The sequence below is a fragment of the Planifilum fimeticola genome (genome assembly GCF_003001905.1).
GTDB lineage: Bacteria > Bacillota > Bacilli > Thermoactinomycetales > DSM-44946 > Planifilum > Planifilum fimeticola.
This window is the reverse complement of the sequence record NZ_PVNE01000013.1, coordinates 1-26,363: the sequence shown is the minus strand read 5'-3', so window position 1 is coordinate 26,363 and position 26,363 is coordinate 1. Positions and strand designations below refer to the sequence as shown.

General features: G+C 55.2%; 23 protein-coding genes and 2 pseudogenes. 16 read left to right on the top strand and 9 right to left on the bottom strand.

What is annotated here, in order from left to right; genetic code table 11:
• Positions 1-30: 30 nt before the first annotated feature.
• The 14 genes from CLV97_RS09325 to CLV97_RS09255 all read left to right on the top strand — a co-directional run bounded on the left by CLV97_RS09325 (position 31) and on the right by CLV97_RS09255 (position 15,820).
• On the top strand, positions 31-711 hold the full coding sequence (locus tag CLV97_RS09325) for a hypothetical protein (protein ID WP_146130455.1): 681 nt from the start codon (positions 31-33) through the stop codon (positions 709-711).
• Between the two features lie 127 nt (positions 712-838).
• Positions 839-1,612 carry an enoyl-ACP reductase FabI gene (gene fabI, locus CLV97_RS09320; protein WP_106345254.1) on the top strand — a complete coding sequence of 258 codons (774 nt, stop codon included), beginning with the start codon at positions 839-841 and terminating at the stop codon, positions 1,610-1,612.
• A 185-nt stretch (positions 1,613-1,797) separates the two neighbouring features.
• On the top strand, positions 1,798-2,199 hold the full coding sequence (speD, locus tag CLV97_RS09315; protein WP_106345253.1) for an adenosylmethionine decarboxylase: 402 nt from the start codon (positions 1,798-1,800) through the stop codon (positions 2,197-2,199).
• A 45-nt stretch (positions 2,200-2,244) separates the two neighbouring features.
• On the top strand, positions 2,245-2,928 hold the full coding sequence (locus CLV97_RS09310; protein WP_146130454.1) for a site-2 protease family protein: 684 nt from the start codon (positions 2,245-2,247) through the stop codon (positions 2,926-2,928).
• Positions 2,929-3,053: 125 nt separating this feature from the next.
• Positions 3,054-3,749: an LPXTG cell wall anchor domain-containing protein gene (locus CLV97_RS09305; protein ID WP_106345252.1), complete on the top strand. Its 696-nt coding sequence runs from the start codon at positions 3,054-3,056 to the stop codon at positions 3,747-3,749.
• 192 nt (positions 3,750-3,941) lie between these two features.
• On the top strand, positions 3,942-5,159 hold the full coding sequence (mtnK, locus tag CLV97_RS09300) for an S-methyl-5-thioribose kinase (protein ID WP_106345251.1): 1,218 nt from the start codon (positions 3,942-3,944) through the stop codon (positions 5,157-5,159).
• A 2-nt stretch (positions 5,160-5,161) separates the two neighbouring features.
• Positions 5,162-6,232: an S-methyl-5-thioribose-1-phosphate isomerase gene (gene mtnA / locus CLV97_RS09295; protein WP_425440558.1), complete on the top strand. Its 1,071-nt coding sequence runs from the start codon at positions 5,162-5,164 to the stop codon at positions 6,230-6,232.
• A 500-nt stretch (positions 6,233-6,732) separates the two neighbouring features.
• Positions 6,733-7,635, top strand: a complete 903-nt coding sequence (locus CLV97_RS09285) for a DMT family transporter (protein WP_106345249.1) — start codon at positions 6,733-6,735, stop codon at positions 7,633-7,635.
• A 94-nt stretch (positions 7,636-7,729) separates the two neighbouring features.
• Positions 7,730-7,963, top strand: a complete 234-nt coding sequence (locus tag CLV97_RS09280; RefSeq protein WP_106345248.1) for a ferredoxin family protein — start codon at positions 7,730-7,732, stop codon at positions 7,961-7,963.
• A 295-nt stretch (positions 7,964-8,258) separates the two neighbouring features.
• Entirely contained in the window at positions 8,259-10,658 is a 2,400-nt protein-coding gene (locus tag CLV97_RS09275) for a 3-hydroxyacyl-CoA dehydrogenase/enoyl-CoA hydratase family protein (RefSeq protein ID WP_106345247.1), read from the top strand.
• Positions 10,659-10,700: 42 nt separating this feature from the next.
• A complete protein-coding gene (locus tag CLV97_RS09270) occupies positions 10,701-11,882 on the top strand; it encodes an acetyl-CoA C-acetyltransferase (protein ID WP_106345246.1) in 1,182 nt (393 codons plus the stop codon).
• 26 nt (positions 11,883-11,908) lie between these two features.
• Positions 11,909-13,690 carry an acyl-CoA dehydrogenase family protein gene (locus CLV97_RS09265; RefSeq protein WP_106345245.1) on the top strand — a complete coding sequence of 594 codons (1,782 nt, stop codon included), beginning with the start codon at positions 11,909-11,911 and terminating at the stop codon, positions 13,688-13,690.
• A gap of 376 nt (positions 13,691-14,066) precedes the next feature.
• Entirely contained in the window at positions 14,067-15,221 is a 1,155-nt protein-coding gene (locus tag CLV97_RS09260; protein ID WP_106345244.1) for an epoxide hydrolase family protein, read from the top strand.
• Positions 15,222-15,298: 77 nt separating this feature from the next.
• Complete coding sequence (locus CLV97_RS09255; RefSeq protein ID WP_211295716.1) at positions 15,299-15,820, top strand: hypothetical protein; 522 nt, start codon at positions 15,299-15,301, stop codon at positions 15,818-15,820.
• 440 nt (positions 15,821-16,260) lie between these two features.
• Here CLV97_RS09255 and CLV97_RS09250 read toward each other — a convergent pair whose 3' ends face one another.
• From CLV97_RS09250 to CLV97_RS09220, 8 genes and pseudogenes are all read right to left on the bottom strand, one after another.
• Positions 16,261-16,941: a transaldolase family protein gene (locus CLV97_RS09250; protein WP_106345243.1), complete on the bottom strand. Its 681-nt coding sequence runs from the start codon at positions 16,939-16,941 to the stop codon at positions 16,261-16,263.
• A 59-nt stretch (positions 16,942-17,000) separates the two neighbouring features.
• On the bottom strand, positions 17,001-17,363 hold the full coding sequence (locus CLV97_RS09245) for a PTS glucitol/sorbitol transporter subunit IIA (RefSeq protein WP_106345242.1): 363 nt from the start codon (positions 17,361-17,363) through the stop codon (positions 17,001-17,003).
• A 106-nt stretch (positions 17,364-17,469) separates the two neighbouring features.
• Positions 17,470-18,489: a PTS glucitol/sorbitol transporter subunit IIB gene (gene srlE / locus CLV97_RS09240; RefSeq protein ID WP_106345241.1), complete on the bottom strand. Its 1,020-nt coding sequence runs from the start codon at positions 18,487-18,489 to the stop codon at positions 17,470-17,472.
• 26 nt (positions 18,490-18,515) lie between these two features.
• Positions 18,516-19,061: a PTS glucitol/sorbitol transporter subunit IIC gene (gene srlA / locus CLV97_RS09235; RefSeq protein WP_106345321.1), complete on the bottom strand. Its 546-nt coding sequence runs from the start codon at positions 19,059-19,061 to the stop codon at positions 18,516-18,518.
• A 14-nt stretch (positions 19,062-19,075) separates the two neighbouring features.
• Positions 19,076-19,531: a transcriptional regulator GutM gene (locus CLV97_RS09230; protein ID WP_245891451.1), complete on the bottom strand. Its 456-nt coding sequence runs from the start codon at positions 19,529-19,531 to the stop codon at positions 19,076-19,078.
• 22 nt (positions 19,532-19,553) lie between these two features.
• Entirely contained in the window at positions 19,554-21,200 is a 1,647-nt protein-coding gene (locus tag CLV97_RS09225) for a BglG family transcription antiterminator (RefSeq protein ID WP_245891450.1), read from the bottom strand.
• Positions 21,201-21,290: 90 nt separating this feature from the next.
• Positions 21,291-21,470 (bottom strand): annotated as a pseudogene (locus tag CLV97_RS18950) (HTH domain-containing protein); the annotation flags it as partial.
• A gap of 84 nt (positions 21,471-21,554) precedes the next feature.
• The gene (locus tag CLV97_RS09220; RefSeq protein ID WP_106345239.1) at positions 21,555-22,352 is read right to left on the bottom strand and encodes an SDR family oxidoreductase; all 798 of its coding nucleotides are present in this window, start codon (positions 22,350-22,352) and stop codon (positions 21,555-21,557) included.
• A 982-nt stretch (positions 22,353-23,334) separates the two neighbouring features.
• Here CLV97_RS09220 and CLV97_RS18580 point away from each other — a divergent pair.
• Positions 23,335-23,862: pseudogene (locus CLV97_RS18580) on the top strand (MFS transporter).
• Between the two features lie 693 nt (positions 23,863-24,555).
• A complete protein-coding gene (locus CLV97_RS09210; RefSeq protein WP_106345238.1) occupies positions 24,556-26,169 on the top strand; it encodes a glycoside hydrolase family 43 protein in 1,614 nt (537 codons plus the stop codon).
• Here the strand turns inward: CLV97_RS09210 and CLV97_RS18345 are convergent.
• A partial coding sequence (locus tag CLV97_RS18345) for a hypothetical protein (RefSeq protein WP_211295714.1) occupies positions 26,148-26,363 on the bottom strand: 216 nt, incomplete at its 5' end. The two genes, CLV97_RS09210 and CLV97_RS18345, sit on opposite strands and share 22 nt — an antisense overlap.

Sequence of the window (26,363 nt, the reverse complement as noted above, 5' to 3'; positions counted from 1 at the left end):
GGTTTCTTTGGGGGAGCAGGGAAGTTACGGATGAGAAAGTGGATGGCAATACTGGTCATAGGTATGGTTGCGATATTGTCCTCCTGTGAAAGCGGGCAATCCCTCTCCAAAGAGATGGGGGCGGAAAGCCTTCCGAAGAGGATGGAAGGCGAAGTGGGAGGCAACGTGCGGGAGCCGGTGCGCGAGGGAGATTGGATCGTGACGGAAAAAGGGAAAAGACGATGGATCCGGAGGGTGGCCTTGGGGGAAACGGTTCAGGTGGGACCCATGCGGCTAAAGTTGGTATCGCTGGAATTTCATCGATGGACGAATTTGAGTCCGGAGAATCGGCGGAGGTTGTCGAATGGAGCCTGCACGGGGGAGGAAGTTTACCTCCTGAACCTGTTTTATAAAGTGGAAGGTGGCGGGGAGGAGAAGCTTCGCTGGATGCCGGTTGAACGGTTGAAGCTGTTTAGCGGCGAAGCGGTTGATGTGGCCGAAAGGGACCTAAATGCTTCCGAACTGGAATTTGAGGGTCGTACAGAGTGGGGCAAAGAGCTGTATCTCCCTCTGTGCCGGCCGGTCGAAGGCGTGAACAGCCTGTCGGTGACCACGGGAATCCTCTACACCTCCAAGGGCAAGATCATCTCCCAAAGGCGGGAATTCACCTTTCCGCTGGATGTGAAAAGAAAAGAAGAAGATGGCAAATCCGATCCCGGAGCGCTCAATTGACATCCCTATGCTTTTCCGCTACGCTGGAATATGGATTTAGTAGCAGGTACTAAATCGGAAATCCGCCAGTATCTCGTGATCCTTCAGACGAGCGATTACATACAATAAGAAGGGAGAATCGTGGACAATGACCAAATTGATGGAGGGCAAGCGCGTAGTGATCATGGGGGTGGCCAACAAGCGGAGCATCGCCTGGGCCATCGCCCAGAGCCTGCACAACCACGGCGCGGAGCTGGCCTTCACCTACCAGGGAGAGCGGCTGGAGCGGCGGGTGAGGGAACTGGTGGACGCGGAGATGCCCGGCTCCCCCTTGATCGAATGCGACGTGACCTCGGACGAACAGGTGCGTTCCGCCTTCGACAAGATCGGCGAAGTCTGGGGGCGCATCGACGGGCTGGTGCACTGCATCGCCTTCGCCAAGGCGGAGGATTTGGAAGTGCCCTTTGTGGAAACGTCCCGGGACGGTTATGCCCTCGCCCAGGACATCAGCGCCTATTCCCTGGTGGCCTGCGCCCGGGCGGCCAAGCCCCTGATGACCGAAGGGGGCAGCATCCTCACCCTGACCTACATGGGATCGGAGCGGGTCATCCCCAATTACAACGTGATGGGCGTGGCCAAGGCGGCCCTGGAGGCCAGCGTTCGCTATCTGGCCCACGATCTGGGGCCGGCGGGGATCCGGGTCAACGCCATTTCGGCCGGTCCGATCCGCACCCTGGCGGCAAAGGGAGTGAAGGACTTCAACTCCATGCTGCACATCGTCGAGGAGCGTTCGCCCCTCCGCAAGACGACGGATCCCGCCGAAGTGGCGGACACCGCCTTGTTCCTGACCAGTCCTCTGTCCCGCGGAATCACCGGCGAGGTGATTCATGTGGACGGCGGCTACAATATCATGGGGATGTGAGGAAATCCCTCTTGAACTCCCCCATAAAATGTGATACGGTTATATGCGTCAATCTGAGTCAGTAGGATCCAAGATTCACTTAAAGGGTTGGGACCTCCGAGGACTAACCTTCCCCCGTGGTGAATGAGCAGATCCTAGCTTAAATTGGCTCAACGCAAATTTTTGCTAGGAAGGGGGCCGGAAGGATGGAGTATTCCACTTTCGGAAGGCATGTGGCGATGGATGCGTGGGGCGTCGATTATCATCTGCTCAACGACGTCACCCAACTGGAGCGGCACCTGGTGACGGCTGCCGAAAAGTGCGGAGCGACGGTGTTGTCGGTGCAGTCCAAGAAGTTTGAGCCGCAAGGGGCTACCGTGCTGGTTCTCCTGTCGGAAAGCCACCTTTCGATTCACACCTATCCGGAAAAAGGCTTTGCCGCACTCGACTGCTATACCTGCGGGTATACCGTTGATCCGATGTTGGCCATTCAGTACCTGATGGATGTGCTGAAACCGACACAGGCGTTTCCCAAGGTGCTCAGAAGAGGCGACGGTCCCATAGAGGTTGTCCAACCTAAATTTCCGACAAGTGAAGTCGCCGTCTGAAGAACTGAATCTCCGCCTCCGTTCCCGGGAACGGAGGCTTCTTTAATGGTGAAAGAAGGTGGAAAGTTGGAGCGTTTTTTGGCCTATCCCCCGGATCAGATCCTCTTCATCGCCCTTGCGCTGTTGCCGGGCTTTGCCCTCCATGAGTTTGCCCACGCCTACACCGCCTGGCGATTCGGCGATCCCACCGCCAAAAGGGAGGGGCGGGTCACCTTGAATCCCCTCGTCCATCTGGATCCCATCGGGACCATCGCCGTCTTCTTGCTGGGATTCGGCTGGGCGAAGCCTGTCCCCGTCAACCGGTTCCATTTTCGGCGTCCCCGCCTGGCGGGGGTGCTGGTAACCTTGGCCGGTCCCTTGGCCAATCTGCTGATCGCCTTTGTGAGCCTGTTTCTCTGGCATGTCCTCACCCAGTGGGGCGGCGTGGTTCCGACGGAGGACAGCGCCCTCGTCCGGATGTTTGACGCCTTGATCGGAATCAACATCGTGCTGTTCGTGTTCAATCTGCTTCCGCTGCCGCCGCTGGACGGGTACCGGATTCTGGAGGATCTGGCGCCGCCGCACCTTCGGGTTCGGCTGACGCAGTTGGAGACTTACGCGATCGTCCTTTTTCTCGTGTTGTTCGTTACGCCCCTCGGGGACCGCGTTTTCGGACCGATTTTCAGCACCTTGGTCCCCTCCGTTTACGCCGGGATGGAAGCCGTGCTCCGTCCGCTGTTCGGCCTGTGACGAGAGCCTTCTGATTTTTGCATGAAAAAGAGAAAAAGGCTATTGAACTTCCCCTATCACCGTAGTACATTAGATTTACAGAATTCATATACATCCCAACAAATTCCAGAAGGCGAGGGGTACTCTTGAAGCGTTATGGCATCCTGTTGTTTGCTGCGGTTTTGGCCCTTGGAATGCTGTTCCCTCAGGCCACCTTTGCGACGGGGAAGCATCACGACGATTGGGATTCCTTCTGCAAGCCGGACAAGTGGCCTGAAAAGCCGTTCAAGAAGTGGTACGGCGGCGATTGCAATGAGATTTTTGTCAAGGTGAAGCTTCCCAAAGTTTGGGGGAAAATCGCAGGGAAAATCCAGGTGGAAGTATTCTGGTCCGAAACCGGGAAATTCAAGGATGCCCAACCGGTGAACAGCGGGACCCTGGAACTGGACACCGAAAAAGTGGGCAAATTCACCCATAAACCGGAGAAGTCCGGATATTATTGGTTCAAGCTTTCCAAGAAAGGAAAGCATAAGGCCCTGTGGACCAAAGGGATCAAGGTGGATTGCCCGGACAAGCCCGGTGACGGTCAACCCGCCGAACCGCCCCAAAATGGGGGAGGCGATGATCAGCCGGGCGGCAACGAGCCGGATGATCAAAACAAGCCGGATGACAATGGGTCCAAGGATGAGGACAAATCCGGCGAGATTCCGAACAACAAGGGCGGACAGGGCGGTGGCAAACTGCCCAAGACGGCCACTTCCCATCCCCAAAGCATGCTGTTCGGCGGACTGCTTCTCCTTGCGGGAGCAGGGATCCTGGCCTTCCGTCGCCGCTTCGCCTAATCCTTGAGCCCTTCCGAATACCAGCCTTCCCGGGGATTTCCCCCGACGGGGGCTGGTTTTTGTTTTCGGAGTACCGGACTTTGCAAATGGGTATGAAAAGAGGGAATGGTCTCCTTTTGTCGAAATGGACCCAAGGAGTCGGATTATCCGAAAAATCGAAAGTGAAAAATCCAGAGGGAAAGGGGTCGTCCCATGCCATCCGCATACCATCCGTTGACGGAAGAGGAAGCGGTGCAATACGTCCGCAGCAAACTTCCCGGTTTCTTTCCTTCCGATGCCCAGCTGTTCAGCCGGGAGATCGGCGACGGCAATCTGAACCTTGTTTTTCGCGTGGTGGACGCAGCCACCGGACGCAGCCTCATCTTGAAACAGGCGCTTCCCTACGCCCGGGTGGTGGGGGAGTCATGGCCGCTGACGCTGGATCGGGCGCGCATCGAATCGGAGGCGCTCAAAATCCAGGGGGAGCTGGCACCGGGCCTGGTGCCCCGCGTATATCATTATGATCCGGATCTGGCGCTGACGGCGATGGAGGATTGTTCCGATCACATCATCATGCGGAAGGGGTTGATCGCCCGGAAGCGGTATCCCCGTTTTGCGGAACACATGGCGGAGTTTTTGGCGCGGACCCTGTTCTTCACCTCCGACCTTTACCTGTCTCCGGAGGAGAAAAAGGCCCGAGTGCGCCGTTTCATCAATCCGGAGATGTGCAAGATCACCGAGGACCTGGTCTTCTCCCATCCTTACTACGACGCCGATACCAACTCCTTCAACCCCCTCATCCGCGAGGATGTGGAGGCGATCTGGAACGACGGGGATCTCCGGCGGGAGGTCGCCAACCTGAAGGAAAGCTTCATGACCTGCGGCCAGGCCCTGATTCACGGCGATCTGCATACGGGTTCCATCATGGTGACGGAGCAGGATACCAAGGTGATCGATCCGGAGTTTTCTTACTACGGCCCGATGGGGTTTGATATCGGGGCCCTGCTGGCCAACCTGTTCCTCTCCTACGCTTCCCACGAAGGGCAAACCGCCGACCCCGGGGAGCGAAAGTCCTACCGCCAATGGCTGCTCCGAACGGCGGAGGACGTGTGGAACGGATTTCTGGAGCGCTTCAACCGGTTGTGGGACGAACACGTGAAGGATGAGATGTGGTCCGCCCCGGGTTATCGGGATGCTTATATTTTGCGCCTTCTGCAGGACTCCGCCGGTTTTGCCGGCTGCAAAATGATGCGCCGGGTGATCGGTCTCGCTCCCGTGGCCGATCTGGAAACGATCGAGCCGCCGGAGGTGCGGGCGGTCGCGGAAAGGCAGGCGCTCCGCATCGGGGCGCAGCTGGTGCTCCGCCGCGGGGAAATGCGGCGAATCGGCGATATTACGGATCTGGTACGCCGGGAAGGGGGGGCGGAATGAGGATGAAACCAGGGATGGATCTGCCCCATCCGCCGGCGGTGGCGTGGAAGGAAGACCGCTTGATGCTGCTGGACCAGCGCCGCCTGCCGACGGAAACCGTCTACCTGGAATTGACCCGGCCCGAGGAAGTTCGGGAAGCCATCCGGGAACTTGCCGTCAGGGGCGCCCCCGCCATCGGGATCGCCGCCGCCTACGGCCTGTATCTGGGGGTCCGGGATGTTCCTGAGGGGGACGAGGAGGGTTTCTGGCAACTGTTGAATCGGACATCCGACCGGCTCGGCACTTCCCGGCCGACGGCGGTCAACCTGCACTGGGCCCTGCGCCGGATGGTTCGCCGGGCGGAAAGCCTGAAGGGAAAGCCCCTTTCGGAGATCAAGGAGGCCCTGCTTCAGGAAGCGGAGACGATCCGGCGGGAGGATGCCGAGGTTTGCCGGCGGATCGGGGAACACGCCCTTTCCCTTCTCGAGGACGGCATGGGCGTCCTCACCCATTGCAACGCGGGCGGATTGGCGACGGCGGCCTACGGGACGGCCCTTGCACCGCTCTATCTCGCCAAGGAACGGGGCTGGCGGCTGAAGGTGTTCGCGGACGAAACGCGCCCCGTCCTGCAGGGCGCCCGGTTGACCGCCTATGAGCTGAAGCAGGCGGGGATCGACGTCACCCTGATCTGCGACAACATGGCCGCTGCCGTCATGCAGAGGGGGTGGGTGCAGGCGGTGATCGTGGGCACGGACCGGGTGGCGGCCAACGGGGATGTGGCCAACAAGATCGGAACCTACGGCGTGGCGGTGCTGGCCCGGGCTCACGGAATCCCCTTTTACGTGGCGGCGCCCACCTCCTCGATCGATCTGGAGACCCCGACGGGCGCGGACATCCCCATCGAGGAGCGCCCCGCCGAAGAGGTCACGCAGGGCTTCGGAAAGCGAACGGCCCCCGAGGGGGTGTCTGTCTATAACCCGGCCTTCGATGTCACTCCCGCCGAATACGTGACGGCGATCATTACCGAACGGGGGGTGATCCGCCCACCCTACGCCGAGGGGCTTCGCCGGGCGATGGAAGAACCGTCGAAGTGAGAGGATGCGGTCCGCCGGTTTCCTTTTTGTGTAATTATGGGGACCTGCGGAGACGGTCGGAACGGCAGCGGAGAGACCCTGAAAGCGCGAGGGTTTTCCGATACGGAGACGGTGGCCCCCTTTCCGGATATCCCGGGGGATTGGCCCTGCGTCGAGTCGACCCCCTGGGGGTGGGTTGCCATTTATGGTAAAATGGTCGTGAAGGCGGCGGAAGACTGCATCCGACGGCCCTTCGCCGTTTTCTGAAAAATGCGGTGCGCTTTGAAGCATCAGAATCGTTTCCGCCTGCCTTCTCTCCTTTTTTCCCGGAAGGGGATTTCCCGGTCATCGGGGATCATGACCCGAAAGGAGGTGAGCCGATGGCCCTGAAAGGGGTCTTGCCTCCGCCCAGCAACCTCCCGCTGTCCTTCTAGGGCGGGAGCGACCCGCGGCCGGTCAAACAGACGTTTACCGACAGCTGTCGATTCCCGCCCGGTATCCATCAACGGGAGGGGATCGCATTGCGTGGAGGAATCAAATGGGTCTGTCTGGCCTCCGTGCTCTGGGGAACGGCGGGGCTGGTGGGGAAGGGATTGACGGACGGACACGGGCTCGATCCGCTGGCCGTCGCCGCCTGGCGCCTTTTGGTCAGCTCGCCCCTGCTGTTGTTTGCCGCGTGGCGGGAGGGAGTCCGCCTCGGGACCTCGGCGGTACCGCTGCGCTCCCATGCCGGCTGGTTCCTGCTGTTTGGACTGGCGGTGGCAGGGTATCAGCTGGGCTATTTTTCGGCGGTGGATCGAACCATGGTGGCCACCGCGACCCTTCTCGCCGTCTGCACCGCTCCGCTGTTCGTCGCGTTGGTGGCCCGCTGGGCGTTCGGAGAGCGGCTCACCTTTCGGGTGACGGGGGCTTTGGTGTTGGGTCTGGCTGGAACGATCCTGATGATCGGTGTCGACAGCCTGGCCGGCCTGGTGAACCCTCGATGGTGGTCGGGGAATGCGCTGGCGCTTGCAGCCGCCATTTGCTACGGCGGGTACATCCTGATCGGAAAGCGTATGACCGGCGAACTGCCGCCGATTCGCATCGTCGCCGTCGCCTTCACTCTCGGAGCGGTGTTTCTGCTCCCTTTCCTCCGCTTTCCCGGTCCTTCCTGGGAAGCGTGGGGGATGATCCTGTATCTGGGGTTGGTGCCCACGGGCGTCGCCTACATGTTTTACATTACCGGGCTGAACCGGACGACGGCGACCCGGGCTTCCATCGCGGCCCTCCTGGAGCCGCTGACGGCGACCCTTCTCGCGGTGGCCCTCCTGGGGGAGCGTCTCAGCCCCTGGGAGTGGGTCGGAGCTTTCCTGCTGTTCCTTTCCCTGTTTTTGTTGGCCTCCCCGGGGAAGGTAAAGCGGCAAGAGCGAGCTCCGTCCCCGTGAGAAGGCCGATGATGGGCGACCGCCGTGGAGGGGGCCGGTAGACATCAAGGATTTATCACGAAACCGAGCAAAGTACGACAAGGGGGTTTATTCAATGGCCTACGTGATCACTTCGCCTTGTAAGGATGAAAAGGCTGCGGAATGCGTTGAGGTATGTCCCGTGGACGCGATTCATGGCGACGATGTCCAGTATTACATCGATCCGGACACCTGCATCGATTGCGGTGCCTGCGAACCGGTCTGCCCGGTGGAAGCGATTTACCAGGAGGACATGGTTCCGGAAGAGGAGCAGGAATACATCGAGATCAATGCCAACTTCTTCAAATGATCGGGCGGCGCGGGTGCGGCATACCGCACCCGCGCTTTTCTAGGGTTTCATCCGAGCTGTCGGCGGACACAAAGTTTTTGTTCCCCCTTGACGGCGGAGGTTCATCAGATAAATAATAATCTTTGAAAGCACTTTTTTTCGAAGACTCGGGCCCTTTGCCCGGAGGATGCATGACAAGGGATGTCAGGGAAGGCGCCTATCCGCGGAAGGTGTTTTTTTCTCAGCCTGAAATGAATGACCATTCATTCACAAGGATTTTCCGCGGAAGGGCGAAATAGGGAGAGGAGGATCGACTGTGGCGAAGATCAAACGGGCCGCCGTGCTCGGTGCCGGGGTGATGGGGGCCGCCATCGCCGGGCACTTGGCCAACGTGGGCATTCCCACTTATCTTTTGGACATCGTTCCGAGGGAATTGACGGAGGAAGAAAAGAAGAAGGGCCTTACGCTGGACGATCCCCGGGTGCGCAACCGGCTGGCCCAGGCCGGTAAGGATCGCCTCCTGAAGGAAAAGCCGTCGCCTCTGTACCACAGGGAAGCGGCGAACCTGATCACCGTGGGCAACCTGGAGGATGATCTCGACAAGCTGGGAGAAGTGGACTGGATCGTCGAAGCGGTCGTCGAGAACCTGAAGATCAAGCAGGATCTCTACGCGAAGGTGGAGCAGGTGTGGAAACCGGGGACGATCGTCAGCTCCAACACTTCGGGAATCTCCATCCGTGCCATGGTGGAAGGGCGCTCGGAGGAGTTCCGCTCCCATTTCCTGGGCACGCACTTTTTCAATCCTCCCCGCTACATGAAGCTGCTGGAGATCATCCCGACCGAGGCGACCCGTCCGGAAATCGTGGAGGAGATGAAAGCCTTCGCCGAGGAAGTGCTGGGCAAAGGGGTCGTCATGGCCAAGGACACCCCCAACTTCATCGCCAACCGGATCGGCGTCTACGGGCTGCAGGTGACGTTGAAGGCGATGCAGGAGGCCGGGCTGGGTCCGGATGAAGTGGATGCCATCACCGGCCGGGCGATGGGCCGTCCCAAGAGCGCCACCTTCCGCACCCTGGATCTGGTCGGTTTGGACACCTTCGTCCACGTCGCCGACAACGTCCGGGAAAACGTGAGCGACCCCGCCGAAAAGGAAACCTTTGTCGTATCCCCGCTGCTTCGGAACATGGTGGAGCGGAAGTGGCTGGGTCAAAAGACGGGGCAAGGTTTCTACAAAAAGGTGAAGGGGGAAAAGGGAAGCGAGATTCTCGCCCTGGATCCGGAGACGATGGAATACCGTCCGCGCAAGAAGCTGCGCGCCCCGTCCCTGGAAGCGGCCAAACGGGCCAAATCTTTGCCGGAAAAGCTGCAGGCCCTGGTGTACGCCGACGATGCGGCGGGACGCTTCGCCTGGGAGATCACGAAAAAGACTCTCCTCTATTCAGCGGCGCGCATTCCGGAGATCGCCGACGACATCGTGAGCGTCGACCGGGCGATGAAGTGGGGCTTCAACTGGGATCTGGGACCCTTCGAAATGTGGGATGCCATCGGCGTGGAGAAGTCCGTCGCCCGCATGCGCGAAGAGGGGGAAACGATCCCGCCCCTCGTGGAGGAGTTGCTCGCCTCCGGCGCCAAATCCTTCTACGGCAAGGAAGACGGAAAAGTTCGCCACTTCCACGTCGGCGGGAAGTTCCGTGACGTGGAAGAGCATCCCAAAACCATCTCCCTGGATCGCCTGAAGGAGCAGAACCGGGTGATCAAGGCCAACAAGGGCGCCAGCCTGATCGACATCGGGGACGACGTGGCCCTGCTCGAATTCCATTCGCCCAAAAACGCCATCGGCGCCGACATCATCATGATGATCAACGCGGCGGTGAAAGAGGTTTCCGCCAACTACCGCGGTCTGGTCATCGGCAACCAGGGGACCAATTTCTGCGTCGGCGCCAACTTGATGCTGATCCTGATGGAGGCCCAAGACCAAAACTGGCCGGAGCTCGACCTGATGGTCCGCCAGTTCCAGAAGGCGATGGGATCCCTCCGCTACCTGGATCGTCCGGTGGTGGCCGCTCCCTTCGGCATGGCCCTGGGCGGCGGTGTGGAAGTTTGCCTCCCGGCGGACCGCATCCAGGCGGCGGCGGAAACCTACATGGGCCTGGTGGAAGTGGGTGTCGGCCTGATCCCCGGCGGCGGCGGAAACAAGGAGATGCTTCTCCGCTGGACCGAAGGGGTGGATCCGAAGGAAAAACTCCTGCTGCAGCCCCTGGTGAACAAGGTGTTCGAGATCATCGGCATGGCCAAGGTGTCCACCAGCGCGCACGAAGCCAGGGATTACAAGTTCCTGCGGCCCTATGACGGCATCACCGTCAACCGGGATCATCTCCTGTACGACGCCAAACAGGCGGTTCTGGCGATGGACCGGGCCGGATACCGGCCGCCGCAGCCCCGGAAGATTCCCGTGGTGGGCGAGTCGGGCTACAACGTGCTGAGACTGGGCGCCTACAACCTGCTGCAGTCGGGATATATCACGGAGCACGACTACAAGATCGCCAGCAAGCTGGCCTACGTCCTGGCGGGGGGCGAAGTTCCCGAAGGGACGCTGGTTGACGAGCAGTACCTGTTGGATCTGGAGCGGGAGGCCTTCCTCAGCCTGGCCGGCGAGCCGAAGTCCCAGCAGCGCATGATGCACATGCTGACCAAGAACAAGCCGCTCCGGAACTGAGTCCGGCGGATCGAAAGGGATACAAAGGGAGGAGAGGAGAGTATGCGCGAAGCAGTGATCGTGGCGGGAGCCCGGACGGCTGTCGGGAAAGCCCACAAGGGCACGCTGAAAAACACCCGCCCCGATGAGCTGGGAGCCGCCGTCGTCAGGGAACTGATGCGCCGGGTTCCCCAGGTGGATCCCAAGGAAGTGGAAGACGTGATCATGGGTTGCGCCATGCCGGAAGGGGAGCAGGGGCTGAACATCGCCCGGATCATCGCGGTCCGCGCCGGTCTTCCCACGGAGGTTCCGGGAGTGACGGTCAACCGGTTCTGCTCTTCCGGGCTGCAGACCATCGCCATGGCCGCGGAAAAGATCATGTGCGGCTTCGCCGACGTGGTGATCGCCGGCGGCGTGGAGAGCATGAGCATGGTGCCGATGACGGGCTACAAGCCCTCCCCTAACCCCTACCTGATGGAGCACTATCCCCAGATCTACATGTCGATGGGGCACACGGCCGAGGAAGTGGCCAGAAGGTTCGGCGTCTCCCGGGAGGATCAGGACCGCTTTGCCGTGGAAAGCCACCGGAAGGCCCACCGGGCGATCCAGGAGGGCAAATTCAAGGATGAGATCGTTCCGGTCACCGTCAAGGAGCGGTTCATCGACGAAAACGGCAAGCTGAGGGAGAAGGAAATCGTCTTCGACACCGACGAGGGGGTTCGCCCCGACACCTCGCTGGAGGTTCTGGCCAAACTGAAGCCGGTCTTCCGGGTGGACGGAACCGTCACGGCGGGGAACTCCTCCCAGACCAGTGACGGGGCCGCCGCCGTGATGGTGATGTCGGCGGAGAAGGCCGAGCAGTTGGGAATTCGGCCCATCGCCGTCTATCGTTCCTTCGCCGTCGGCGGCGTCGATCCCGACATCATGGGAATCGGACCGGTGGTGGCCGTTCCCAAGGCGCTGAAGCTGGCGGGGCTGACGCTGGATCAGGTGGATCTCGTCGAACTGAACGAGGCCTTTGCTTCCCAGTCGCTGGAGGTGATCCGCCGTCTCGAGCTGAATCCGGAGATTGTCAACGTCAACGGCGGCGCGATCGCCCTGGGCCATCCGCTGGGTTGCACCGGCGCCAAACTGACGGTATCGATCCTCAATGAGCTGGCCCGCCGCAAGAAGAAAATCGGCGTCGTCACCATGTGCATCGGCGGCGGCATGGGTGCGGCAGGCGTGTTCGAAATGGTGTCCTGAAAAAATTTTGAAGGAGGAGAGGAAAGATGTCGACGACCGAAAGCGTGGCCAAAAAAGGGGGCGGCTTCCTGCTGGAGCGGCCGGCTCCCGAGGAGATTTTCACCCCCGAGGACATCAACGAAGAGCAAAAGATGATCGCCAAGACCACCGAAGACTTCGTCAAGGAAAAGGTGTGGCCGGTATTGGAGGAGATCGAGAACCACAACTTTGACCATACCGTGCGCCTCTTGAAACAGGCGGGGGAACTGGGGCTGCTCGGGGCCGACGTGCCGGAGGAGTACGGCGGTTTCGGACTGGACAAAATCACCTCCACCCTGATCACCGAGAAGATCTCCCTCGGCCGTTCCTTCGGGCTCAGCCACGGCGCCCACGTGGGGATCGGGAGCCTGCCGATCGTCTTCTTCGGCAATGAGGAACAGAAGAAAAAATACCTTCCCGCCCTGGCCACGGGTGAAAAAATCGCCGCCTACGCCCTGACGGAGCCCGGATCCGGTTCCGACGCCCTGGGGGCCAAGACCACGGCCAAGCTGAGCGAGGACGGCAAATACTACCTCCTGACCGGGGAAAAGCAGTGGATCACCAACTCCGGTTTCGCCGACGTTTTCATCGTCTACGCCAAGATCGACGGCGAGAAATTCACCGCCTTCATCGTCGAGCGGGACTTCCCGGGCGTCTCCGTCGGCCCGGAAGAGAAGAAGATGGGGATCAAGGGATCTTCCACCCGAACGCTGATCCTGGACGAAGCCCGGGTTCCGGTGGAGAACGTCCTGGGTGAGCCGGGCAGGGGCCATGTGATCGCCTTCAACATTCTCAACATCGGCCGGTTTAAGCTGGCGGCGGGCTGCCTCGGTTCCGCCAAGCGGGCCATCGAAATTTCCGCCAAGTACGCCAAGGAGCGGAAACAGTTCAAGGTTCCGATCGCCAAGTTCGGGCTGATCCGGGAAAAACTGGCGACGATGGCCGCCAAGACCTATGCCCTGGAGAGCATGGTGTACCGCACCGGCGGATATTTCGAGGAGAACCTCAGCCAAGTGGAAGGGGCCCAGGGGGCGGACGTCGCCAAAGCGATCGCCGAATACGCCCTGGAATGCTCCATCAACAAGGTGTTCGGCTCCGAAGTGCTGGACTACGTGGTGGACGAAGGGGTGCAGATTCACGGCGGTTACGGCTTCATGCAGGAGTACGAGATCGAAAACATGTACCGCGATTCCCGGATCAACCGCATCTTTGAAGGGACCAACGAGATCAACCGGCTCCTGATTCCCGCCACCTTGATGCGCAAGGCGATGAAGGGAGAACTGCCCCTGATCCAGGCGGCACAGGAACTTCAGGAAGAACTGATGACGATGATGCCGATGCTGCCGGAAGAGGAGCCGGCCCTGCTGGAGGAAGAAGCCAACCTGATCGACAACGCCAAGAAGATCTTCCTGATGAGCGCCGGCCTCGCCGTCGAGAAATACCAGATGGAACTGGAAAAGCAGCAGGAGATCCTGCGGGACATCGCCGACATCGCCATCGAGATTTACGCCATGGAGAGCGCCTGGCTCCGGGCGAAAAAAGCCCTGGACAAGGAAGGCGAAGAAAAAGCCCGGCTCAAGGCGGATCTCACCCGGGCCTACGTCTTCGAAGCCTTCCCGCGGATCGAACAGCGGGCCCGCCACATCCTGTCGGCGATGGAGGAAGGAGATGTCCTCCGCACCCAGCTCTCCGTCCTGAAGAAGTTGACCCGCTACACCCCGATCAACGAAGTCGCCCTCAAGCGTTCCATCGCCAAGCAGATCCTCGAAGCGGACGGCTATGTGGTATGAGGGTGCAAGAAGAAAATGGGATGAAATCGACACACCCCCGCTCCCTGAGCGGGGGCGTTTTTTCTTGGATGCAAACGGGCAACCGGGGGTACGAACTTTTGTGGAATGGGAAAGGAATTGGCGCCGCAGCTCCCGCTTGACAACGGAAGAGAGGAGGAATAAAGTGGATGTAAGTAAGTACTTACTCTAAAAGTCGGTGTGGAAGGTTGAGTGTAGTTGCATCAAAGAGAAACCGCGGTCGACAGCGATCGTCTCATCAAAAGAGAGGATGTTTGCATGAACAAACGCCGGGGAAATTCGCATCGTCATCCGGAACGTTCATCAACGCGCCAAAGTGCAATCGCAGCCCATTTTACTTGAAAAGGGTGATCTTGATATGAGTCATCCGGGACCGAACCGTTCGAATTTTTCTCTTCAACCCTTTCGCATCGCCATCCCCCAATCCGAGCTGGACGATCTGCAAAACCGTCTGGCCCGCACCCGTTGGCCCGCTGAACTGCCTGGCCCTGAGAGAAACTACGGGGTTCCACTCGACCGTTTAAAACAGCTGGTGGAGTACTGGCGCACCTCGTACGACTGGCGAAAATACGAGGCATTGTTGAACTCCTTCCCCCAATTCACGGCGACAATCGATGGAGCAAATATCCATTTTCTGCATGTCCGTTCTCCTGAGAAGAATGCGCTTCCGCTGATTATCACCCACGGTTGGCCCGGTTCCATTGTGGAGTTTCTTGACATTATTGGTCCGCTTACCGATCCGAAATCCCACGGCGGTGATCCGGCGGATGCCTTCCACTTGGTAATCCCATCGATTCCGGGCTTCGGTTTTTCCGGCCCCGTGAAAGAGAAGGGGTGGAATGTCAATCGAATCGCTCACGCCTGGGCTGAATTGATGAGGAGGCTTGGTTATGACCGGTACGGAGCCCAGGGCGGGGATTGGGGTTCCGCAATTTCCAGAGCTTTAGGAGCCATAGACTCGGAACACGTTTGTGGTGTACATCTCAACTATCTGCCGACTCCCCCTCCTCCGTCCGCTGACATTAGCGATCTATCGGAGGAAGATAAGGCCAGAATCGTCAATACCAAACGGTTAAGAGAGGCTCCTCCTGGTTACATGAGGCTTCAGTCCACTCGTCCCCAAACAATTTCCTATGCCCTTACTGACTCGCCCGTCGGGCAGCTGGCTTGGATCGCGGAGAAATTTATCGAATGGACTGATCCAGCTTGTCCGGTTGCAGAGGATTATCTACTTACGAACGTGATGCTCTACTGGCTCACAGGTACTGCTGGTTCATCGGCCCTTCTTTATTATGAAAATGCCCGGTCCAAAGTACAATCCAAGTCATGTCCAGTACCTGTGGGAATCGCTGTTTTCCCGTACGATATTAACCTTCCTGTTCGTCGTTTTGCTGAGCTTCAATACTCCATTGTCCATTGGACTGAATTTGATCGTGGTGGTCATTTTGCTGCGTTAGAGGCACCTGATTTGTTTGTGGAAGACGTGCGGAAATTTTTCCGCCGTTTCCGTTAATCCCTTTCAACCACATCTTTGAAGGGGCCAACGAGATCAACCGGCTCCTGATTCCCGCCACCCTGATGCGCAAGGCGATGAAGGGAGAGCTGCCCCTGATCCAGGCCGTCCAGGCCCTGCAGGGAGAACTGCTGACGATGATGCCGACGCTGCCGGAAGAGGAACCGGCCCTGCTGGAAGAAGAGGCCAACCTGATCGACAACGCCAAGAAGATCTTTCTGATGAGCGCCGGTCTCGCCGTCGAGAAGTACCAGATGGAGCTGGAAAAACAGCAGGAGATCCTGCGGGACATCGCCGACATCGCCATCGAGATTTACGCCATGGAGAGCGCCCGGCTCCGGGCGAAAAAAGCCCTGGACAAGGAAGGCGAAGAAAAAGCCCGGCTCAAGGCGGATCTCACCCGGGCCCACGTCTACGAAGCCTTCCCGCGGGTCGAACAGCGGGCCCGCCACATCCTGTCGGCGATGGAGGAAGGGGATGTCCTCCGCACCCAGCTTTCCGTCCTGAAGAAATTGACCCGTTACACCCCGATCAACGAAGCCGCCCTCAAGCGTTCCATCGCCAAGCAGGTCCTCGAAGCGGAAGGGTATGTGGTTTAAGGGGCCTGTAATTAAAAGAAACTCCCGGTGATCAAAATGGGAGTCTCATGATGCCAGAATGTCGATTCGGGAGGGAGGCAATTTTTCGTCCGGCGACTCGCCACTGCGTGGAGCCGAGACGGAAAAGCGTCTCCTGACCTTGGGGTTGTCAGCAGTTTAAACTCCCGGTGATCGAACCGGGAGTTTTTAGTTTTGACAAATTGCCAAGAAAGAATTGATTTTCCGTCTCGAAATTTCCCGATGGAAGAAAAATCGTCCCCTTTATTAGGTGTCAGCTTAGCAAATTCTCGGTTTGGTTAAAAATCACCCCTTAAAGTAGACACAGGAAAACAACCTGTAAAAATTACTTTAAGGGGTGATTTTCGTAACAAGACCTTCAAGCAGGCGTATACAATGTTCGATCCCAACCGGATCATGCTCCGGTGTGCCTCATGGGCTTTTCAGCCCTTCATCAAATTCGTATGATCCGGTCCAAACGCTGCCTGCCATTTTTGCTGGAAGTCGGAGACATCTTCCTTAGTGGACGGGAAGGCGACGAACTTTTCGATGATATCGGGGTCGACCGTCACGGCATGGGCCCCGGCCAACACGGCATCATACACTTGTTGGACATTCTTGAAACTAGCGGCCAACACTTCGCATCCCATATCAAATCTGTCGAACAAGGCCACGATTTCGGAAACGACTTGCCTTCCATTGCCGGGCAAGTTGTTGATCCGGTTTACATAAGGGGCCACATATTTAGCCCCGGCCATGGCCGCTAGTAAGGCTTGCATCCCCGTGTAAATGGTTGTGGCCAAAACGGGGATACCTTCCGAGGAGAGCATCCGAATGGCCTTCAAGCCTTCTTCCGTTACCGGCACTTTCATCAACACGTTCCCCGGAATGGTGTCAAGGATGTATTTCCCCTCTTCCAACATTTCCTCCGCCCAATTTCCCAACACTTGAACGAAAATTTCTTTTTCCATGCCGATGATGGAACGGATTTCTTTCAACGTTTCCAAATACGGCCTTCCTTCTGCGGCAAGAATCGTTGGATTCGTAGTGACGCCGGTCACTGGATAGTAGTCTTGGATCCTGGCGATTTTTTCTACATCGGCCGAATCGATGTACAGTTTCATCGGTCATTCTCCTTTTTCAATCTTGTTCCCATTGCGTTTCCTTAAGTAACAGGGAAACATTATTTGATGATTTTTATTGTCGTTCCGATCGCGATGGAAGGGATCGGTTTTGCCTCCACGTACAAGGTGCCCGGAAGCTCGGCCGTCCGGGATCCGTCAAAACGGATTGTGATGTGTCCGAGTTGCCCTAGGTTTTTGACCACCGCATCACCGACCGCAGTGATTTCAAATGGTTCGCCGCCTAGGTATAACGTTGCGCCCGGCACAATTTCCCCGACCACCTGCGTGACACGGATCATGTAACAGTAATTTTTTAATTCCTCCGGAGCGTTTTCCCCGAACAACACAATCATTTTTTCACTCAGGAATTCATCGGCATTTTTCCCGATGTTCACAACTTGTGTTTCAAAAATCTCAGCCATTACTCCTATCACTCTTTCTAAAAATTTTTCTGTATTTGATGTTGTTTTGAAAAAGGAAACTGCAAAATCCGGAATGGATTTTGCAGGATCACCCTATATAGTACAATTACGAATATAATCCAAAGCTTGCCAGCCAGGCCACCACTACCCGCGGGACGCCGATCAGGAACCGGGAGTACAGAACGGAAGGCACGCCAACTTCCACGGTTTCCGGTTCCGCTTCCGCCAAGCCCAGACCGACCGGGATGAAATCACAGGCGTTTTGCGTGTTGATTGCGAACAAAGCCGGCAACGCCAATTGGGGAGGGATATTGCCTTTGCCGATTTCCACGCCGATCAAAGTCCCGATGACTTGAGCGATAACTGCTCCCGGCCCCAACAGCGGGGAAAGGAACGGCAACGAACAAATGAAACCGATCAAAATCAAGCCCCAAATGTTGCCCGCCAGTGGCGTCATCAAGTGGGCAAACCAGTCGCCAATCCCGGATCCTTGAATGATACCGATCAGCAGGGAGACGAATGCCATGAACGGGATGATTGTGTTTAACATCGTTTGTACCGCTTCCCGGGCCGCTTGATAGAATGTGTGAATCACTTTTCCCGCACCGAGGCCGATTTTGGTCAACAAGCTTTTATCTTTCTTTTCCGCTAAGGTTTGTGAGACTTTTTTGTCGGCGCTGTAGGTATATTCCTTTTCGGCCGAAGATGCAGCGAAGGTGTCTTCCGTCGCGGTCGCCGCAACTTCTTCCCCTTCCACCGGGGTGATTTGATCCGGCCCGACACCGGACACGTAGATGTCCTCCGTGATGTATTTGGCCAATGGGCCGGCTTTCCCCGTGTTCATGATGTTGATCGTCTTAATCCGTTTTTGCGGGTAGATTCCGCAGCGCAACGTTCCGCCGCAATCGATGACGGCCACGCAAATCTCTTCATCCGGCACCTTCGTGTTGAATCCGTTTACAGGTGTCGCGCCGGTCAATTCGGCCAACTTATTCACGATTTCCGGTTTTGCCCCGCCCCCGGTAATATAGACGATTTTGTTCCGTTTTTCCGTGGGGGTTATGATCAGAGGACCGCCGAATCCGCCGGGTCCTTTGACAACTTTCACAGAGCGATAGTTTGCCATAGTTTCTGCTCCTTTCCTTGTGATTCTCACACGTCGACCTTGGTTTTCAATTTGATGCCTTGTTGCCTTTCAACGATTGTCGTCGTGAAGTCGGTGATCCATCCGGCGAAGAAGTTCATGACGAGACCGACTAACATGTAACGGATCGCCAAATCCGCTGTGCTTAAACCCAGGGCTTCGACCCCTTGGGCGATGCCGAGCCAGACGAACAATTCGCCCGGATTGATGTGTGGGAACAAACCGTTGCTTGTATGGCAGAAATACGCGCCGGCCGCATAATAGCTCGGTTTGTATTTTTCCGGCAGGAACCGTCCTAACGACAGGCTCATCGGGTTGCCCAACATGAAAGAACCGACGAAAGGCAAGATCATGTACCTCAAGATCGGGTTTCTCGCCGACACCCGTCCCAAAGCATTGATTTTGTCTTGCCCGATCAGTTGGATCAAAGTGTTCATCGCCACCAACAGCAACAATACGACAGGGACGATGTCAGTCATCCAGCTGATAAACGTTTTCGCGCCGGTTTGGAATAGATTCATGAAAACTTCCGCGGCTTTAACTAGAAAATCCATCATTTGTCACCTCTTCATGATTTTTTTGCAGTGACCATTCGCTCCGCTTTCAACAAAATGCTTTTGAACGGACTGGGCTTTTCAGGAATAACCCCGCCCGAGATAACTGTCCGGTAATTTTTTTGTGCATCTTCGATGGCCAATCGGAGCAATTTGTTGCAGTGAGCCATGTCGGATGGCGTCAATCGGTTCAAATATTTCCCTTTAAAACCTTCCAAGGTTTTCATCCGGGCCATGATTGTCACGCCCTGCAACCGTTTCGCCTCGAGGATTTTCCCCGTCTTGTCGATGGCGAACATAACGATGGTTCCGGCACGAAATTTCCCCGGCCTCCGTCCGATGGCGACTTTCCCCTTTTTTCTCATTGCTACAAATTCATTCGTAAAATGTTTGACCTGGATGAATCCCAGTAACTGCTGGATGATGAAAGCGCCACCGATGAACAGGGCCAAAACCAACATTTCCATCATGATCATCACCTCCCTTTTGTCATCACTCTGAACCTTCTCCCAGACATAGCAAAAATTGCTCATACGTCCTGCTGTCGCCTAATCGTAAGACCCATTTTTCATCCTGAGAAATCCGCATGATTTCGTTATACAATTTGACCAGTAGCCCCTCTTCCTCCCCGATGTTTTCGGGGAGCGCCAACAGGAAGAGAATCCGGATAGGCTTGTCCCCGTGCAAAACCGTCTTCCTGAAGACGCCGACCGAAAGGATGATATGGTCGGACCCGTGATTGATCGTGTGGGGTAAAGCGATGAAATTGTCGAAAACCATCGTCGACTTTTTTTCCCGTTCGATTAACCGTTCGGGAAATCCATCATCGACGAAGCCTTGCTCCACCAACTTTTCGGCCATGATTCGAACGCTTTCAATATAGTCCTCTGAATCCAGCACAGAAAAGCGATCCCTGGAAAGAAGAATGCCCAGCAAAGATGAATGGGATGGAGGCGCTTCCGTTTTCTTGCGACTCTGCAAATAAACCAGGTTTTCAATCTGTCTTGTGATTTTTGCCTCGTCGAAAATCTCTTCGATCCGAATCACGGGCATACCCGGGGAATCGGGCAAGGGAACCGTCGTGAATATAATGTCGTATTTTGACAAAATACGCGGGTCCGCTTCTTTGTCAGAATACAGGTCGATGGTCAGTTTATTCCCCAACACCTTTTTCAATTGGATGGAGATGAGTTTTGCCGATCCCCTCCCGGTGCTGCATACAACCGCTACCCGATTAAAGGTTTTGATTTTGAATTCATTTTCTGACAGATAAATTTCGAAATAGAGGGCCAAATATCCCAATTCATCCTGAGAAGGTTTTAAGTCGATTTTTTCATGGATCACTTCTCCGGCAATTTCTGCCATTTTGAAGGCCAATGGATATTTTCTTTTCACTTGGTTCAAAAGGGGGTTCGGGGAATGAATGCCGAAAATTAATCGGTTGATCATGAAATACAAATGGTACTCCAATTCTCTTTTAATGCTTTTCAAGTCTAGCAAAAAGTTCATCTCAAAGGCGATCCGTTCCACGATGTCATTGATCAGCTCGGTAATCTCCGCCGGAACGGGGATATGGGCGACCGAAGTGATGTCGGTCGGTGTGTGTCTTCCGGCTATGGGAAGGGTGAGGAAGAGCACTTCTTCCTCCGGGATGGATATCGAAAACCGTTTTTCAATTTCCTTCCCCACTTCCCGAGCAATCGTATATCCCGTCGATCCGCACAATTTCCGGTATTTCTCCGGAAGGGCAACCCGATGGCCACCCTTCAACCTGTCCAAAGAAACGACGATTGTGCGGATGAATCGTTTTTCCGTGGCCGCTTCCAAATTGAGCTGTTGGATGATGCCTTTCAGGGCCTTTTCTACTTCCGACTCAATGGAGGAGCGACGGTACAAATATTCATACAGGTGTTCGATGATGAAGCTCCGTAAAGAAAGCTCGCTACCTTCGATTTTCATGCCCTTGTTGGGTTTGCCCGCAATTTTCAAATCATAAGGGTTCAGCAGTACGGAGGCTTTTTTCAAATCCTTCACCAATGTCGAACGGGCGATGTTCAATTTATAGGCCAGTTCATCCAAGGTATCTACACCGGTATCCTCGATCAAACAACCGACGATGAACGCGATTCGTTTGATCAAGCTGTCACTCTCGGTTGTACGTTCTTTGTTGTACTGTATTACCTCATTGAATTTTTTTCTGTCGAAGATCGTCAAAAAGTACCCTTTCCCACGTTTATTGCGGATGGTTGCGATTCCTTCGAGGTCGGAATTCAATTGGTCGATGTAATTGAAAATCGACCTCTGGCTGATATTCAGCTGCTTGGATAAGTAATCCGGGGTAAGGTAATCCTTCATTTCTATCAAATCCAAGATTTGCAGGTGTTTTTCGCTTTCAAAAATAACAGGCATTGATCACACCTTCTTTTTGAAACAAACACCAGTTTTTACTATATTTTATCATTTAAAAGAAGGTGTTCAACGTGTTGGTATATTTTACCCGCGGGATTTACCGCCGGAAATATTGATTGTTGTACCGGTGATGTAACTGGCCCGGTCGGAAGCCAAGAAGGCGGCTAAATTGGCGATTTCATCCAATTTACCTTCCCGTCCGAGGGGGATGGATTTGCTGTAATCCGCATTCAAACCTTCAACGGTGGTGTTCCGGGTGTAGGCTAACGCCTCATTGTAGGCGTCCGTCCGCAAACCCGTCTTTTCCACGATTCCGGGGGCAATCCCAACGACGCGGATGCCGAATTTACCCAACTCTTTTCCCCAGGAACGAGTGAATCCCATCATGGCTGCTTTCGTTGCCGCATAGCAGCTTTGGCCGACGGATCCTTCCTGACCGCATTCTGAACTGATATTGATGATGACGCCCCGGTTTTGTTTGATCATCACCCGTGCCGCGGCTTGGGCGCAAAGGAACGTCCCTTTGACGTTGACTGCCATCATCAAATCAAAATCCCTTTCACTCAGCTCGTACTCCGGCCGTTCGTTCCGATAGTCGACCAAAAGTCTTGGAAGATTGATACCGGCATTGTTGACTAAAATGTCGAGCCTGCCGAACACGTCCAACGTCTGGCGGATGAGCTCATCCACCTGTTCCTTTTTCGTAATGTCGCACTGGCAGTGGTAGGTTCCGTCCTCTGAAAAGCCATTTTTCACTTTCAAATCGGCAACAACGACCTTGGCTCCGTTTTCCGCCAATTCTTTGGCGATATGGGCACCAATCCCTGATGCTGCGCCCGTTATGATCGCCACTTTGTCCTTTAAACCAAGCCAATCATTCACAAGTTGAACCCCCTTGACGAGAGAAGCTGAAAAATTTGCGCGAATTCTGGTGTTGGAAATGCATCAAAAAATTTCCATTTTACGCGTCATTGAAACAGCGAGGATTGGTTCCACGGCTGGTTCTACAAGATGCCAGAGATTTCTTCACTTAATATATAAATCATTGCCAGGAAACAATTAATACACTATTTTGCAGTGAAGATTGCAAAGATGGAACACTGTGGATGGTAACAGTGGGAAGGATATAGCAACCCTCAGGGAACGCGATCTTCCGGTTTGCGCCCCGTTATATCGTCTGCAAAAGCGGGCTTTGATGAGGAATTTTATTGTCTTCCATACGTTTGTTCTCCGTCTTGGAGATTTACCGCAGTGTTTGTCACAAGCGACGGGAATTACGTTTCTGCTCTGTCCGCCGTGTATAAACCGCGCGGCAAGGTATCGGAGGAGCTGTCCATTATCATCTACGACAATATCAAAACGGTGGGTTAACCGTTTCTCTCCTGACGGCGATCGCTCAACCCCTCCGAGAAATGGGTAAGGCAGCAGCTCAAATCGCATTTCTCAAGCTATCAATGATGGAATATCTACAATAAATCCGAGTGTTGGCCAGTCAACACACCTGATTATCCGTCGTGACTTTTATTCAAAAAAGGGCGGGTTTGATTGACACCGCTTACACAGGGAGTTACTATTAGTTTAGTAAACAAACAAAGCGGGGTGAGTTTAAAGGAGAGGTTGGTGAGGTGCTGTTGATAAAAAACTAAAACGGTGAGGAGTTAACGCTTATTTTCGCGATTTTAGGGCAAATTATGTCTGTTTGCGCAATGGGATAAGGTGAGCGCGTCTGACTTGAAAGCGCATACACACCAAGGAATTAATATGTTTATAAACCAAACAAAATCATTTGGTTTTGGCGATTTTGGAGCAGATTTTAGTTGGACGTTTATCACATCTTTCATTTTATTTGACGGATACAGTCGGCATGAATGCCGCGGTAATCGAGACAATTATTTTAATAGCGCGTATTGCGGATGGATTCACCGATCTGTTCAAGGGCACAATCAGCGATAATACGAACACAAAAATGGGAAAAGCAAAACCGCGGATTTTTTGGACGGCGCCAATTTTGGGAATTTTGACGTTTATGTTATTTAATGTCCCGGGTTTTTTAGGTGAAACAGGACAGGTTGCATAGGTGTTTATCGTTTATCTGCTGCTATCCGCCGCCTTTTATACGGCGAATAACATCGCATATTTCTCGTTGCCGCCTTTGATGACCAACGATGAGGAAAACCGCGTTTCTTTGGGCAGTATCCGCTTTATTTTTGCAAACGCCGCCGTGCTGTCGATCGCAACGTTTACGACGATCTCGTTTCAATGTTTGGAGGCGGACAACAAGGCTGGACATGGACGTCGCATTGTTCTGCACCGACCCGCTCATGATTACCGGTTGGTTTGCGAAAGAGGAACAAAAGGTTTCGTTTCTTGCTGTTTTCAAAGCTTTGTTTAACGAACAAGTACCTCATTTTGGCGCTTGTTTTGTATCTGTTGTGGTATTCGAGGCAAACAGAAAACGGAATCCGGGTTTATTACGCCACGTATATCTTCGATGATGCAAACGTCATGGCACTGATGAGTCTTGCGGCGCCGGCCCCAATGATTCTGGGGCGCTGGTTGCTCCCAAACTGGCCGGAAAATGGGGGGTCGCAGATGTGTCAATTGGGGGCCTGGAATTTTGATTGTTGTTTATGTGATCATGGCCGCCTTCTCCGAAAATTTGCCGGGTGATGCTCATTGGCCTTGTCATTAACTCGACTGGGCCGGTTCCGCTGCAAGCGGCACTCACAGCGATTGTTGCCGATGTCGGCGAGTTGGTGTGCTGGAATACGGGAGTTTTCGTGCGAGTTTCGGTGTTCAGTCTGACGGGTGCGGGGGCTGGGAATCACCTCTGCGATGGTTGCCTGGTCCCTCTCGCCGGGAGGGTATATCGCCGGGGCTTCGGTCCGGCCGGACAGGGCCATCTGCGCCATGAAATCGATGCAAGGCTACTTCCCGTCCGGCATGGTCGTACTCATACCGGTCCCCATGGCCGGGCTCAATGATGAAAGGTTCCTTCCGCGCGTGAAAGAGAGAAAACGCCGGCGAAAGACGCGACGAAAGCATTGTGGAAAGGTAAGCAAAAAATTGATGCGGGGTGGACATGATGGCAACGATCCGAAATCCGATTTTGACGGGCTTCCATCCGGACCCGTGCATCTGCCGTGCCGGGGAAGATTATTACATTGCGGTTTCCACCTTTGAATGGTTTCCCGGAGTGGGGATTTACCACTCAAAGGATTTGAAGAACTGGCGCCTGGTTGCCAGACCCCTCAATCGGCTGAGCCAGCTGAACATGATCGGAAATCCGAATTCGGGCGGGGTCTGGGCGCCGCAACTGTCGTACCATGACGGGCTGTTTTGGTTGATATACACGGATGTGAAGGTGACCGACGGCCAGTGGAAGGATTGTCACAATTATTTGGTGACGTGTGACCGGATTGACGGTGAATGGTCGGACCCGATTTATCTGAACAGTTCCGGATTTGATCCGTCTTTGTTCCACGATGAGGACGGCAAAAAGTATTTGCTCAACATGCTCTGGGATCCGCGCGTCGGGAATCACCATTTTTACGGAATCGTGATGCAGGAATACGATCACGCCCGGAAAAAGCTGGTCGGAGAGCGGAAAGTCATCTTCAAGGGGACCGACGTCAAATTGGTGGAAGGACCGCACCTGTACAAGATCGGCGAGTATTACTATTTGTTGACGGCGGAAGGGGGAACGAGGTACGAACATCAGGCGACGATTGCCCGTTCGAGGAATTTGTGGGGGCCGTATGAAGTGCATCCGGACAACCCGTTGATCACGTCCTATCCTTATCCGAGAAATCCCCTGCAAAAGGCGGGACACGCGTCGATCGTGCAGACCCATACCAATGAATGGTTTTTGGTTCACCTGACGGGACGGCCGCTTCCCAAGGAAAACGAGCCGCTCCTCAGCCCGCGGGGCTATTGTCCGCTGGGGCGGGAGACGGCGATCCAGCGTTTGGAATGGAGAGACGGCTGGCCGTATGTCGTCGGAGGAAATCAGCCCTCTTTGACGATCGAGGGACCCGACATCGAAGAAGTGAAATGGGAAAGGGATTATCCGGAAAAAGACGATTTTGACGGCGACCGGTTGAATCTGCATTTTCAGACCTTGCGCATTCCGCTTGGGGAAGATACGTTGTCCCTGGCGGACCGCCCCGGACATCTCCGGCTGTACGGAAAAGAATCGTTGACGTCGAAATTCAAGCAGGCGCTGGTTGCCAGGCGCTGGCAGCATTTCCGCTTCACCGCGGAAACGAAGGTTGCCTTCAGGCCGAATACGTTCCAGCAAGCAGCAGGTTTGGTGAACTACTACAATACCGAAAACTGGACGGCCCTGCAAATCACGTGGGACGAGGAAAAGGGAAGGATCCTCGCCATCACGACCTGCGACAACTTTGCCTTTGATCAGCCGTTGAAAGGAAGAGAAATCGAGATTCCGGACGAACTTGAATACGTGTATCTCCGGGTCAAAGTCCGGACGAACACCTATCGCTATTTCTATTCCTTCGACGGCGAGCATTGGACGGAGATCCCGATCGACTTTTATTCCTACAAGCTGTCGGACGATTACGTGAGGGGCGGCGGATTTTTCACCGGAGCTTTTGTCGGAATGCAATGTCAGGACAATTCCGGGCAAAACCTGCCCGCCGATTTTGATTACTTTATTTACAAACCGGAGGAGGAGTAAAGGAAAAAAGGTTGCCAATCCCCTTGGCAACCTGAGATTGATGACAAACCCCCTGGCTCTTTTCGCAAGAAAAGCGCCAAGGGTTGCATGTTTATGGGAAATAAACAGATAAAGGAAATTAGATTTGGTAAATTAGGCGGATCACAAAGCCTTTTCCTCTCTTCGAGAGGAGCAAGGTCATTTTTTTGATGTTT

Bases quoted from the DNA above. Each gene is read 5' to 3' on its own strand.
- CLV97_RS09325 (WP_146130455.1), top strand. From the start codon at position 31: ATGAGAAAGTGGATGGCAATACTGGTCATAGGTATGGTTGCGATATTG.
- fabI (WP_106345254.1), top strand. From the start codon at position 839: ATGACCAAATTGATGGAGGGCAAGCGCGTAGTGATCATGGGGGTGGCC.
- speD (WP_106345253.1), top strand. From the start codon at position 1,798: ATGGAGTATTCCACTTTCGGAAGGCATGTGGCGATGGATGCGTGGGGC.
- CLV97_RS09310 (WP_146130454.1), top strand. From the start codon at position 2,245: ATGGTGAAAGAAGGTGGAAAGTTGGAGCGTTTTTTGGCCTATCCCCCG.
- mtnK (WP_106345251.1), top strand. From the start codon at position 3,942: ATGCCATCCGCATACCATCCGTTGACGGAAGAGGAAGCGGTGCAATAC.
- mtnA (WP_425440558.1), top strand. From the start codon at position 5,162: ATGAAACCAGGGATGGATCTGCCCCATCCGCCGGCGGTGGCGTGGAAG.
- CLV97_RS09280 (WP_106345248.1), top strand. From the start codon at position 7,730: ATGGCCTACGTGATCACTTCGCCTTGTAAGGATGAAAAGGCTGCGGAA.
- CLV97_RS09270 (WP_106345246.1), top strand. From the start codon at position 10,701: ATGCGCGAAGCAGTGATCGTGGCGGGAGCCCGGACGGCTGTCGGGAAA.
- CLV97_RS09265 (WP_106345245.1), top strand. From the start codon at position 11,909: ATGTCGACGACCGAAAGCGTGGCCAAAAAAGGGGGCGGCTTCCTGCTG.
- CLV97_RS09260 (WP_106345244.1), top strand. From the start codon at position 14,067: ATGAGTCATCCGGGACCGAACCGTTCGAATTTTTCTCTTCAACCCTTT.
- CLV97_RS09255 (WP_211295716.1), top strand. From the start codon at position 15,299: ATGAAGGGAGAGCTGCCCCTGATCCAGGCCGTCCAGGCCCTGCAGGGA.
- CLV97_RS09250 (WP_106345243.1), bottom strand. From the start codon at position 16,941: ATGAAACTGTACATCGATTCGGCCGATGTAGAAAAAATCGCCAGGATC.
- CLV97_RS09245 (WP_106345242.1), bottom strand. From the start codon at position 17,363: ATGGCTGAGATTTTTGAAACACAAGTTGTGAACATCGGGAAAAATGCC.
- srlE (WP_106345241.1), bottom strand. From the start codon at position 18,489: ATGGCAAACTATCGCTCTGTGAAAGTTGTCAAAGGACCCGGCGGATTC.
- srlA (WP_106345321.1), bottom strand. From the start codon at position 19,061: ATGGATTTTCTAGTTAAAGCCGCGGAAGTTTTCATGAATCTATTCCAA.
- CLV97_RS09230 (WP_245891451.1), bottom strand. From the start codon at position 19,531: ATGATGGAAATGTTGGTTTTGGCCCTGTTCATCGGTGGCGCTTTCATC.
- CLV97_RS09210 (WP_106345238.1), top strand. From the start codon at position 24,556: ATGGCAACGATCCGAAATCCGATTTTGACGGGCTTCCATCCGGACCCG.